An 11,052-nucleotide genomic window follows, 5' to 3' on the forward strand; every position below is an offset into this window, starting at 1 on the left:
AGTCATGCGAATAGGTGATATAACTCACGGTATTGCTTAGCGGATTGTTTCCAGCTGAAGTCCGAAGTCATCGCTTGATGGACGAGCGCATTCCAAGTGTTATCCTCGTAGAAGACACGAATTGATTTTTCAATCGTCGCGAGCATCTCGTGAGCGTTGTAGTTCAAGAAACCGAATCCAGTCCCTTCTTGCGTGTAATCATTGTAAGGTTTGACCGTGTCTCGAAGTCCGCCTGTCTCACGAACGATCGGAAGTGTTCCATAACGCATCGAGATCAATTGGCTAAGGCCGCACGGTTCGAATCGAGATGGCATCAAGAAGGCGTCTGATCCCGCATAAATCAAGTGGGCCAGTTCGATATCGAACCCAATGTACGACCCGATTTTCCCAGGGTGGGCTGCCGTCATCTCATGGACAATCGCCTCATATTCAGGTTGACCCGATCCAAGGAAGACGAACTGACAGTCCAAATTCCCCAACTCATGGTTCACCGCATGAATCAAATCGAGACCTTTTTGCTCGACGAGACGACTCACGAATCCGATCAACATGATATCATCACGCACTTCGAGACCGTACCGTTCTTGAAGCATGCGCTTGTTGGCAAGCTTCCCTTCTTTGACCGTGTCGAGATCATACGTTTTTGCGATTCGTTTGTCCGTGCTCGGGTCGTTCGTCGCCAAATCGAGACCGTTCAAGATGCCGCGGACGTCGACGGCACGGTGGCGTAGTGCCGCATCTAAACCTTCGCCATAGTAAGGTTCCATGATCTCATCGCGATAAGACGGACTCACCGTCGTGATTTGGTCGGAATGGACGATGCCGGCCTTCATGTAATTGACGAGGCCGTTATGTTGGATGCCCTCTGCCGTGAAATGCTCGTGCCCAAACTGCAGCAGTTCACCGAGCACAGCTTCTGGGAAGATCCCTTGGTATTGCAGGTTATGGATAGTAAAGACCGTTCGAATCTTTTGGTACGCTTCGATGTGTTGATAATGGATTCGTAGAAACGCCGGAACGACACCCGTCTGCCAATCGTGGCAGTGCAACACGTCCGGCACTTCTTCAATCTGTCCGATCATCTCAAGGACGGCCCGGGAGAAAAAGGCGAATCGTTCTGCATCATCGTAATGACCGTAGAGCACGCCTTCGCGATTAAAATAGTACTCGTTATCGATAAAGTAATACGTGATCCCGTCGCGCTCTAACTTCAAGACGGCCCCGAACTGCTTACGCCAGCCGACCGGGACGATCAAATCGAATAAATATTCCATCTCATCGACATATTCTTGCGCAATCGAGCCGTACTTCGGCATTACGACACTGACATCTTCACCGAGGCTAGACACCGCTTGAGGGAGCGAGCCAATCACATCGGCAAGCCCCCCCGTTTTCATGAACGGTGCCGCTTCTGAAGCGACATACCATATTTTCATAATATCCTCCTTTAAACCGTTGTCCGTTTTCTGATGACGATCGGTTCATCGACCGTTCCACGAATGACCTGTCCACGTTTCACGACCACTTCTTTGTCTAAAATGGCGTTCTCGACGACAGCTCCTTCTTCGATGATCGACTTGGATAAAATGATTGAATTTTTGACGCGCGCATGTTCACTGATGACCACACCTCGGAACAAAATACTATTTTGAACTTCTCCACTGATTTTACATCCATTGGCGACTAGCGCTTCATTCACTTTCGACCCTTTCAAGTAGCGAGTCGGCGGCTCATGTTTGATCTTCGTGTAAATATGAGGGAAGTCGTAGATGATTCCTTCTTGGCGAAGTAAGCGCATACTTTCATTATAGTACGAAAGCACCGAATGAATCACCTGCATTTTACCCGTATAGTGATATCCATGAACGTGGAGACGGTGGAGCTGGGGAAGAATAACTCCATCTAACAAGTCATACTCCCCTTTTGACGTCGCTTCATCGACGAGGCGAAGGAATAAGTTTTTCGACATGACGATCGTTTCCGTGTATGCATGCTCATCGTCCGGGCTAAAGCCGCGCTCCCCGATTCCGACGACACGGTCGTTCTCCCCGAGTCGAATCGGACGACAGTAGCCACATTTTTGTTCATGCTCCGTGTAAGCGAGCGTGATGTCCGCCCCCATCGATTTATGATGTTCGAGCATGTTTTGATAATCGATCGTCGTCAACACGTTCGAGCCGGTAATGACAACGTAAGCTTGTTTACTGCGCACGAAGTGTTCCCGGTGCATCGAGAAGTTCGCTAAATCTCCGAGATAGGCTTCGCCATCCGGTTTAAGCGCCGGCGGGAAGATATGCAATCCGCCTTGTGAGCGGTCAAGATCCCACTCTTTGCCTGATCCTACATGGTCCATTAAAGAACGATACTTATCGAGTGTAAAAATCCCAACTTGATCGATACCTTGGGTAATCATATTCGTCAATGTAAAGTCGATGAGACGATAACGCCCTGAGAACGGGACAGCTGCTAAGTTGCGATGTCCCGTCAACTCCGGGAATAACCCCTCTTCGGTACCTAAGTTGATGATTCCTAACAAATCATTCGTCAACAATAACGCCTCCTTGCGTCGGTCTATTTTATAATCAAGCACGTTGCTTGAAGACTGTTCCACTTTCGATATTTTCATGCGGCTCGATGACAACGATGTCACCCCCCGGCTCACCAACTGTCGCGCCATCTTCAATGACGGCACAGCTAGCGACAATGGCTCGGTGAATTGTAACGTCTTTCCCGATGCGGGCCCCTGGCATGATGACGGAGTCTTTCACGAGCGACCCTTCGCCGACACGTACGTCATAGAACAAGACCGAATGTTGGACTTCTCCTTCGATTCGGCAGCCTTCATTAATGACCGACTGCTCGACACAAGCATCTTTTCCGATGAATTGCGGCGTTTGGTTCGGGTTGACCGAGTAAATTTTAAAGTCTGGGTCATATAAATCGAACGGTGGATCTTCTTCGAGAAGGTCCATGTTCGCTTCCCATAGCGACTGGATCGTACCGACGTCTTTCCAGTAGCCTTTGAATTTATAGGCAAAGACGTTCAATCCGTCGAGGAGCGTGTTTGGAATGATGTTCTTCCCGAAGTCAAAGCTTGACGTCTCATCTTCCGCGTCTTGAATCAAGTGTTCGCGCAACACTTTCCAGTTGAAGATGTAGATTCCCATCGACGCCAAGTTGCTCTTCGGCTTCTCAGGTTTTTCATCGAATTCGTTAATACGCAAATCATCGCCCGTATTCAAGATCCCGAAACGCGGTGCTTCATCCCATGGGACGGCCATGACTGAAATCGTCACATCGGCTTGTTTTTCTTTGTGGAAATCGAGCATCTTCTCGTAATCCATTTTGTAAATGTGATCTCCCGATAAGATCAACACGTACTCCGGATCGTAGTCATCGATATAGCTCAAGTTCCGATAGATCGCATTCGCAGTACCTTCGTACCAGTTTTTCCCCGACTGAGCTTGGTATGGTGGCAGGATAGCTAATCCGCCATTGCGGCGATCTAAATCCCAGGCAGACCCGATGCCGAGGTAACGGTTTAATTCTAACGGCTCATATTGTGTCAACACACCGACTGTCGTGATTCCCGAATTCGTACAGTTCGATAGTGGGAAATCGATGATCCGGTACTTCCCTCCAAAGTTGACGGCAGGCTTTGCCGTCTTCCTTGTGAGAGGCCCAAGTCTCTTGCCTTCCCCGCCAGCGAGGAGCATCGCAACCATTTCTTGCTTCATAGTACTGCCTCCTAAATTCATAATATAAACCTCTAATACCCTTTTTCGCTGTTTCCTAATGTATTCCTGCTTAAATTATTATATGATAGCGTTTACATTTTGAATTTTATCGAAAGATTGACGATATAATGAATAGAGAAAGAGGTGAGACGATGAGAGCATGGCTCGGGGTTGTGTTTATTGCTGGATTGGTTGCCGTCGGCTTCACAGTCAGCGGAGCTTTAAAAGAAGAGATTGACCAAGCGAAAACGATTGTCGCGTGGGGTGAAGAGGCCGTCAGCTCCGCTCCGCTCTCATCGAAACATGCTGTCATGCTGACTTATAAAGGAGGGACGGAACAGTTGTACTTGAACGGTCGCCGCAACGATGTCTCCGTCGATGGGCTTCCGAATCACATCCGTGAAGCAATCATCGTCATTGAGGACCGGAAGTTCAACGCCCATCCCGGCTATGACCTCGGAGGGATTGCCCGAGCGTTCATCAATAACGCCAACGAATCGTCGGTCCAAGGCGGGAGCACGATTACCCAACAACTGGCCCGGAATGAATATTTAACGCACGAACGGACGTATGAGCGCAAAGTAAAGGAATTAATGATCGCGCGAGCGCTCGAAAAAAATTATAGTAAAAAAGAAATTATGACCGCCTACAGCAACGTCATTTTCTTCGGTCATAACATCTATGGTATCCAGTCGGCGGCCGATACGTACTTCTCTCGTCCACTCGACGATTTGAACTGGAACCAGATCGCTTACTTGCTGACCGTGCCGAACAATCCGTCCCTTTACGATCCGCTTGACCCGTCGGCTTCCTTTTACGAGCGTAAAGATCGCATCCTCACGCAATTGAGAGATGCGGGCGTCCTATCAAAGCAAGCATATGATGCGTTTCACGGCGTCAAACTCAAGGCCTCTTATCGCAGCCACAAAGTCCGCTATCCAGACTATATGGACACGGTCATGAAAGACGCGGTCCGCCTCGTCCGTACACGTTATGATCTCGATGAAGAGGCGGCCAAAAACTACTTGGCGAGCAATAAAGCGACAGTCGAAACGTATTTGTCCGTCGAACGTCAAAACCAAGCGAAACAAGTGATGAGCCGCTTACCGAACGGCTTGAACGGCGGCTATGCCGAATTGACGCCGAACGGGCGCATCGTCGCCCTCGTCGATTCTGAGATGAAGCAGAGTGGTGAATTCAACCGGGCCACCCAAGCGTACCGGCAGCCGGGCTCGGCTATAAAACCTGTCCTTGTGTTTGCGCCTTACATCGAAGAGACCGGAGCGAAGCTCGATACGGTGCTTGACGGACGACCTGTCTGTTACGGGACGTATTGCCCGACGAACAGTGGCAACCGTGTCCTGGGCGACGTCACGCTCCAAGATACGGTCGCTTACTCGTATAACACCCCGGCACTCGCCGCATTCACGGCAATCGACCAAGAGCGAGCGTACGAGACGGCCGACATGATGTTCAGTCAGTGGAATCCCGACAAAGACAGCAATCTCGCGAGCGCGCTCGGCGGTCTGACACAAGGAGTATCTCCGAAGGAACTCGCTGCCGCGTATACGCCTTTTCTCAATAAAGGTGTGTACGTATCTGGTCAGACGATTAAAGAAATCCGCTTTGCTTCGGGTGCCCCGACAATCAGCCCGGGCATGATGAAACAAGCCGTCTGGTCGGACGAGACGGCCTCGGCGATGCAAGAAGCGTTATCTGCCGTCACAACGTACGGAACGGGACGTTACGCCGGCCAGATCAAGCGCCCTTACGTCGGAGGCAAGACCGGCACGACCAACTCGCATAAGGACATGTGGTATGTCGGCTTGACCGATCAAACGATCACGGCGATCTGGCTCGGTGCCGACACGCCGCGTCCGTTCCCGGAGCTTGCCAACCGGGCGTACCCGGCCATCATTTGGACAGAAGCGCACCGTTAAAAAACAACAAGGCTAGAGGACGCATCCTCTAGCCTTGTTTCGTCTGTCTGTATATTTTGACGGTAAATGCGCTCCAAGCTACGCGTAGTTCGGTTTCGTCAATCACTTTCCACGGATTAAACATCGTCTGGCCGTTCTTGTTGAAGAACAGCTCATCGTCTATACGATACGTCGCGTGCTGCAAACGTCCGGCGTCGTCCCAAAAAGTGAGAACGTCCCCTGCCTCAGCTGCCGCATCGACTTGAGTATAAGACGCATGAGCCAGTGTCTGTAGAAACGTCTTCGGATGGACCCATTGCGTGATCAACCAGTCTTCCCCCGTCACAGCAAACAGTGTTGCCGCTAAGCAGTTGCTCCCCGCCACCGTCGAGAACATGTTGGCGTATCTCTTCAAATGACTTGGTGCTTCAAGTGGTAAATCATGTGCGTCCCATACATCCCATTCTTTCGCGTAGTTCAGCACTAGCTGACGGCGCTCGAAGTTCGTCATCAGCGCCCATACATTTTGTTGCAAGACGAGGTATCTCGCCCCGTCCACGTTGATGATATAAGGCATCCACTCTCGTCTGGATTCGTCGTTCGTTAACCGAAAGACAAGACCTCGGCCGACCGTGGCCTGAAATGTGAGCACATCGCTTCTCAACGCGTCCGGTAACGATGCTATCCACCCGCTAGGCGCATGGACGACGTGCGTCGCGACCGGATCGACCGTCCACTGTTGGCGACGCTAATATCCCGATATGTCGGATGCTGACTGAACTCTTCTCTTGGTATGAGCAACATGCCTGGAGAATGGTCGAGCCGCGATAGTAGCCGCTCATCGATAAAGTACAAATCATGAGCAGGCATAAACGACTTGATCCATTCGCTGATCACAGCTTCTGAAGCGGCTAGTTTTATGTGAGGGCCGTTCATAAGATGATATCCCCGACCGAGTTAAACAGCCTGAGGAGCGCCCAGACGAGCCCACTTAAAAGAATCGCCCACATCATCGCTTGAATCAACAAGAGCCCGATTGCACGAAGTGTCGACATCAACTGACTGACTTGCCAAATATAGTAGAATAAATAGACGACAAACGTGCCAAGCAAGACCGCAACCGCTGCCGGCAGTGAAGTCAAAAACAAAAAACTGACACCTGAACCGACCAAAAAAATCGTTGCTCCTGGCTTTAAGCGATGGAGCGAGCTCCCGTTCGTCTCACGCGCAAAAAATGCGAAACCGAGTTGGTTGAACGTATCGGCGACGAGTTTAAAGGCGCTAAACAGCATGAAGTATATCGTGAAGAACATGACGAGCACGAGGATCTTCGTCTCTTGAACAGACAACAGCGCGATGATTTCACTATACACCCCGACACGCGTCAGCCATTGAATGGCGTATTCAGACGTGGCGATAGCGAGTGACATCGAAAAAAGAATGATCCCAATCAACGGGGCGTAGCTTAACAAGTACACATTTGTTTTCATATAGGCTCTCATTTCACAAGAATTTCTCATATTCAGTGCAAATCTATTATCAAGTATATTATAATATTCGTAGTCACGGAGAACAAAAGGGGGATTTTTAAATGGGTTTATTACTAATGGTCGGAATCAGCGTCGTCTTCCTTGCGGCAATCTTAACAGCAGGATACAACAGAAAACCTGAAGGTAATCAATAAGAGCCGCGATTCTCACGAATCGGGCTCTTTTTTCTTACTTTAATCCCGCATAGCTTTGCTGGCGCAGTGCCTCATAGACGATGATGGCTGCCGTGTTCGAGACGTTGAGCGAACGGACGAGGTTTGACTGGGGCAAGCGGATGCAGCGGTCAAGGTTGTCCTCGATCACTTCCATCGGCAAACCTTTCGTCTCACGTCCGAAGACGAAGAAATAGTCCTTCTCGACGTCAGACACGTCAAGGTCACTCGGATACTGTTCGCCGTACTTTGTAATATAGAAAAATTCGCCGTCCGGATGTTGTGCCCATAGTTCGTCAAGCGAGTCATGGTAACGGACGTCGACGAACTGCCAATAGTCGAGGCCGGCCCGTTTTAACATCTTGTCATCCGTCGAGAAGCCGAGCGGACGAATCAGATGGAGCACCGAGTTCGTTGCCGCACACGTCCGCGAGACGTTGCCCGTATTTGCCGGGATTTCCGGTTGAAACATTACTACATGGTTAGCCATAATCTATTCCTCACTTCACTTGTTCGATATCGAGTAATCGTTGTTTTTGATCGAGCCCGCCCGCAAAACCCGTGAGCTGTCCGCTGCTGCCGACGACACGATGGCACGGGAAGATGACAGGCAGCGGATTACGGTTCAACGCCTGGCCGACGGCACGGACTGCTTTCGGACGTCCAATCTGTTCCGCGATTTGTTTATACGTCCGCGTCTCACCAGACGGGATCGTCAACAACGCATCCCACACTTCTTGTTGGAAAACCGTCCCGTTCATATCAATCCACACGCGGTCAATTTCTTGGAGCCCTTCCCGTTCGACCCGTTCGATCATGTCGACGAGCCACACCGGTGCGCTCCCATCTGCCTGTTCTGTTTCCGCAAAGTCTAACGCGATTAACTTCCCCTGCTCATTTAATTCGTACGATAACGTTCCCCATTTAGATGACACGGTCTTCACGTTCCCACTCCTCTCGGAATATACGAATCTCTTCTTTAACCAGTTCTGATTGCTCTACGCGTTCGATCTCTTGATAGATTGCTTCGGCGTCAGTACCGAGAATCGCGCCGATCGCCCAGACAGCCGTCGCCCGCATGTCTTCACGCTCATCGGTTTGAATGAATGTTTCGAGCACCGAGACGGCTGACGGTTCACGGTAATGTGCGAGCGCTAAGATCGCGTTACGTTGAATCGGTTTCTTGCCGCGCCACGAGCCGGACAAGTGACCAAACTTCGCCTTGAACTCGCGGTTACTCAAGCTGAGCAGCGGTTCGAGCAGCGGTTTGACGACTTCTGCCTCCGGCAACAGCTCTTCATGATGGCGCCAATCTTTCTTACGGTTATATGGACAGACTTGTTGGCACGTATCACAGCCGTAAAGGCGTCCGCCAAGCTTCGAGCGGAACTCTCGCGGCATGAGCGTCTTCATCTGGGTCAAGTAAGCGATGCACCGTTTGGCGTCAAGCACACCCGGTTCGACGAGCGCCGTCGTCGGACAGGCGGTCATACATTTATCACAGTCCCCGCACCCGTCCTCGATTGCTGTATCGGGCGGCAGATACGTGTCTAAAATCATCTCCCCCAAGTACAGGTAGGATCCCTTCTCCGGCGAAATGATCGAGCAATTTTTCCCACTAAATCCGATTCCGGCCCGTTCGGCCACAGCCCGATCGACAAGTTCACCCGTGTCGACCATCGAGCGCGTTTTGACGCCAGGAACGAGTTCTTCGATATACGCTTGAAGCTGTTCAAGCCGTGAGCCGACGGCGCGATGATAGTCAAGCCCCCACGAGGCACGCGCGAACAGCCCACGCCGTTCGCCCGCCACGCTCCGGGGCGCATCTTTCAATTTGCTCGGGTAGGCGACCGCAATCGCAATGATTGACTGGGCGTCCTGTAACAATAGTTCAGGCGTCGTCCGCTTATCAAGGTCGGGTTCTTCAAATCCTGAAGCGAAGCCTTTCTCTTGTTGTTTGATGAGCCGTTGTTTCATGACGATGAACGGATCGGCCGTCGTCACTTTCAACTCATCGATCCCGATTGACGCAGCGTACTCGACAATCTGTTGTTTTAGTATCTCAGGAGTCATCCCATTCATCACCTCACTCTTCTTATTTTCGCATACAAAAAATCTCCCCGCCACTAAGGGCAGAGAGATATGAAGCGGGTGAAGAGAATCGAACTCTCGTCATCAGCTTGGAAGGCTGAGGTTTTACCATTAAACTACACCCGCAGAGAGTACCGGTGGTCGGAGTCGAACCGACACTCCAGAGGAACACGATTTTGAGTCGTGCGCGTCTACCAATTCCGCCACACCGGCATATTATGTTGGAGGCGCCAGTCGGAATCGAACCGACGATAGAGGAGTTGCAGTCCTCTGCCTTACCACTTGGCTATGGCGCCAAAGAGATTAAATGGAGCGGAAGACGGGATTCGAACCCGCGACCCCGACCTTGGCAAGGTCGTATTCTACCACTGAACTACTTCCGCAAAATGGCTGGGCTGGAAGGGATCGAACCTACGCATGTCGGAATCAAAATCCGATGCCTTACCACTTGGCTACAGCCCAACAAAATGGGGCGACTGAAGGGAATTGAACCCTCGAATGCCGGAATCACAATCCGGTGCGTTAACCACTTCGCCACAATCGCCATAATAAACAGGGGCAGCAGGAATCGAACCCGCGCTGACGGTTTTGGAGACCGTAGTTCTACCGCTAAACTATGCCCCTAAATGGTGGGGGGGGGCGGATTCGAACCGCCGAACCCGAGGGAGCGGATTTACAGTCCGCCGCGTTTAGCCACTTCGCTACCCCCCCACATGGTGGCTTTGGACGGAATCGAACCGCCGACACAAGGATTTTCAGTCCTTTGCTCTACCAACTGAGCTACAAAGCCATGTATGTAGTAATTTAGTTAAATAAAAAAATGGCGGTCCTGACGGGATTCGAACCCGCGATCTCCTGCGTGACAGGCAGGCATGTTAACCGCTACACCACAGGACCACACAATTGCGGGGGCTGGATTTGAACCAACGACCTTTGGGTTATGAGCCCAACGAGCTACCAGACTGCTCCACCCCGCGACGATATAAAATTTAAATGGTGACCCGTACGGGAATCGAACCCGTGTTACCGCCGTGAAAGGGCGGTGTCTTAACCGCTTGACCAACGGGCCATAATTAGTATGGATAAACTGGCGGAGAGCAAGGGATTCGAACCCTTGAGACGGTTGTGCCGCCTACACGAATTCCAATCGTGCTCCTTCGGCCACTCGGACAGCTCTCCAAAAAAGAGAAAAAGTGGCTCCGCAAGTAGGATTTGAACCTACGACCTACCGGTTAACAGCCGGTTGCTCTACCACTGAGCTATTGCGGAACGATCTTGCCTGGCAACGTCCTATCCTCACAGGGGGAGACCCCCAACTACTTTCGGCGCTGAAGCGCTTAACTTCCGTGTTCGGCATGGGAACGGGTGTGGCCGCTTCGCTATCGCCACCAGACAAGTATTATATTAACATCATTTAAGAGTGACGTCAATATGTTTTTAAGAGATTGAACTCTCAAAACTGAAGACTCATCAATACAAACCATTTCTAGATCAAAGCCTCGACCGATTAGTATCATTCAGCTCCACACGTCGCCGTGCTTCCACCCATGACCTATCTACCTCATCGTCTCTGAGGGGTCTTTCTTGATTGCTCAAAGGGAAA

The 11,052-nt window shown here is 51.0% G+C and carries 10 protein-coding genes, 14 tRNA genes and 2 rRNA genes; 1 reads left to right on the forward strand and 25 read right to left on the reverse strand.

Annotated elements, in window-relative coordinates:
- Nucleotides 1-2 precede the first annotated feature (2 nt).
- The 3 genes from glgA to EVJ23_RS12535 are packed head-to-tail and all read right to left on the reverse strand — an operon-like array spanning nucleotide 3 to nucleotide 3,737.
- Nucleotides 3-1,436, reverse strand: coding sequence for a glycogen synthase GlgA (glgA, locus tag EVJ23_RS12525; protein ID WP_131466199.1), 1,434 nt, complete (start codon nucleotides 1,434-1,436; stop codon nucleotides 3-5).
- 11 nt (nucleotides 1,437-1,447) lie between these two features.
- Nucleotides 1,448-2,548, reverse strand: a complete 1,101-nt coding sequence (gene glgD / locus EVJ23_RS12530) for a glucose-1-phosphate adenylyltransferase subunit GlgD (RefSeq protein ID WP_131441613.1) — start codon at nucleotides 2,546-2,548, stop codon at nucleotides 1,448-1,450.
- 34 nt (nucleotides 2,549-2,582) lie between these two features.
- Nucleotides 2,583-3,737: a glucose-1-phosphate adenylyltransferase gene (locus EVJ23_RS12535; RefSeq protein ID WP_131466201.1), complete on the reverse strand. Its 1,155-nt coding sequence runs from the start codon at nucleotides 3,735-3,737 to the stop codon at nucleotides 2,583-2,585.
- Between the two features lie 152 nt (nucleotides 3,738-3,889).
- On the opposite strand from EVJ23_RS12535, the gene EVJ23_RS12540 reads away from it, so the two are divergent.
- The gene (locus EVJ23_RS12540) at nucleotides 3,890-5,677 is read left to right on the forward strand and encodes a transglycosylase domain-containing protein (protein ID WP_236633779.1); all 1,788 of its coding nucleotides are present in this window, start codon (nucleotides 3,890-3,892) and stop codon (nucleotides 5,675-5,677) included.
- Nucleotides 5,678-5,705: 28 nt separating this feature from the next.
- Here EVJ23_RS12540 and EVJ23_RS12545 read toward each other — a convergent pair whose 3' ends face one another.
- From EVJ23_RS12545 to EVJ23_RS12650, 22 genes are all read right to left on the reverse strand, one after another.
- Nucleotides 5,706-6,233 carry a hypothetical protein gene (locus tag EVJ23_RS12545; RefSeq protein WP_070327888.1) on the reverse strand — a complete coding sequence of 176 codons (528 nt, stop codon included), beginning with the start codon at nucleotides 6,231-6,233 and terminating at the stop codon, nucleotides 5,706-5,708.
- 104 nt (nucleotides 6,234-6,337) lie between these two features.
- Nucleotides 6,338-6,592, reverse strand: a complete 255-nt coding sequence (locus EVJ23_RS12550; protein WP_131466207.1) for a hypothetical protein — start codon at nucleotides 6,590-6,592, stop codon at nucleotides 6,338-6,340.
- On the reverse strand, nucleotides 6,589-7,146 hold the full coding sequence (locus EVJ23_RS12555; protein WP_070327890.1) for a DUF5366 family protein: 558 nt from the start codon (nucleotides 7,144-7,146) through the stop codon (nucleotides 6,589-6,591). Before EVJ23_RS12555 ends, EVJ23_RS12550 begins: the two co-directional genes overlap by 4 nt.
- Before the next feature lie 228 nt (nucleotides 7,147-7,374).
- Complete coding sequence (gene trmL, locus EVJ23_RS12560) at nucleotides 7,375-7,848, reverse strand: tRNA (uridine(34)/cytosine(34)/5-carboxymethylaminomethyluridine(34)-2'-O)-methyltransferase TrmL (RefSeq protein WP_070327891.1); 474 nt, start codon at nucleotides 7,846-7,848, stop codon at nucleotides 7,375-7,377.
- A 10-nt stretch (nucleotides 7,849-7,858) separates the two neighbouring features.
- Nucleotides 7,859-8,293 (reverse strand): methylated-DNA--[protein]-cysteine S-methyltransferase, encoded by a 435-nt coding sequence (locus EVJ23_RS12565; protein ID WP_070327983.1) that lies wholly within the window; start codon nucleotides 8,291-8,293, stop codon nucleotides 7,859-7,861.
- Nucleotides 8,283-9,431: a tRNA epoxyqueuosine(34) reductase QueG gene (queG, locus tag EVJ23_RS12570; protein WP_131466219.1), complete on the reverse strand. Its 1,149-nt coding sequence runs from the start codon at nucleotides 9,429-9,431 to the stop codon at nucleotides 8,283-8,285. The genes EVJ23_RS12565 and queG overlap by 11 nt, the downstream gene beginning before the upstream one ends.
- A 73-nt stretch (nucleotides 9,432-9,504) precedes the next feature.
- Nucleotides 9,505-9,575: transfer RNA gene (locus tag EVJ23_RS12575), tRNA-Gly, on the reverse strand.
- Between the two features lie 6 nt (nucleotides 9,576-9,581).
- Nucleotides 9,582-9,662: transfer RNA gene (locus EVJ23_RS12580), tRNA-Leu, on the reverse strand.
- A 9-nt stretch (nucleotides 9,663-9,671) separates the two neighbouring features.
- Nucleotides 9,672-9,745: transfer RNA gene (locus tag EVJ23_RS12585), tRNA-Cys, on the reverse strand.
- Between the two features lie 12 nt (nucleotides 9,746-9,757).
- Nucleotides 9,758-9,832: transfer RNA gene (locus EVJ23_RS12590), tRNA-Gly, on the reverse strand.
- A gap of 4 nt (nucleotides 9,833-9,836) precedes the next feature.
- A tRNA-Gln gene (locus EVJ23_RS12595) sits at nucleotides 9,837-9,911 on the reverse strand.
- 6 nt (nucleotides 9,912-9,917) lie between these two features.
- Nucleotides 9,918-9,993 (reverse strand) — tRNA-His (locus EVJ23_RS12600).
- Between the two features lie 9 nt (nucleotides 9,994-10,002).
- Nucleotides 10,003-10,073, reverse strand: a tRNA-Trp gene (locus tag EVJ23_RS12605).
- A 3-nt stretch (nucleotides 10,074-10,076) separates the two neighbouring features.
- Nucleotides 10,077-10,160, reverse strand: a tRNA-Tyr gene (locus tag EVJ23_RS12610).
- Between the two features lie 3 nt (nucleotides 10,161-10,163).
- Nucleotides 10,164-10,239: transfer RNA gene (locus EVJ23_RS12615), tRNA-Phe, on the reverse strand.
- 31 nt (nucleotides 10,240-10,270) lie between these two features.
- A tRNA-Asp gene (locus EVJ23_RS12620) sits at nucleotides 10,271-10,346 on the reverse strand.
- A gap of 6 nt (nucleotides 10,347-10,352) precedes the next feature.
- Nucleotides 10,353-10,426, reverse strand: a tRNA-Met gene (locus EVJ23_RS12625).
- 17 nt (nucleotides 10,427-10,443) lie between these two features.
- Nucleotides 10,444-10,518 (reverse strand) — tRNA-Glu (locus EVJ23_RS12630).
- A gap of 19 nt (nucleotides 10,519-10,537) precedes the next feature.
- Nucleotides 10,538-10,628, reverse strand: a tRNA-Ser gene (locus EVJ23_RS12635).
- A gap of 15 nt (nucleotides 10,629-10,643) precedes the next feature.
- Nucleotides 10,644-10,718: transfer RNA gene (locus tag EVJ23_RS12640), tRNA-Asn, on the reverse strand.
- A gap of 8 nt (nucleotides 10,719-10,726) precedes the next feature.
- Nucleotides 10,727-10,842, reverse strand: a 5S ribosomal RNA gene (gene rrf / locus EVJ23_RS12645).
- Between the two features lie 94 nt (nucleotides 10,843-10,936).
- Nucleotides 10,937-11,052 (reverse strand): 23S ribosomal RNA (locus EVJ23_RS12650); the annotation flags it as partial.

Origin of the sequence: Exiguobacterium sp. SH1S1 (assembly GCF_004337245.1) — a bacterium.
In the GTDB taxonomy this organism is placed as follows: Bacteria; Bacillota; Bacilli; order Exiguobacteriales; family Exiguobacteriaceae; genus Exiguobacterium; species Exiguobacterium aurantiacum_A.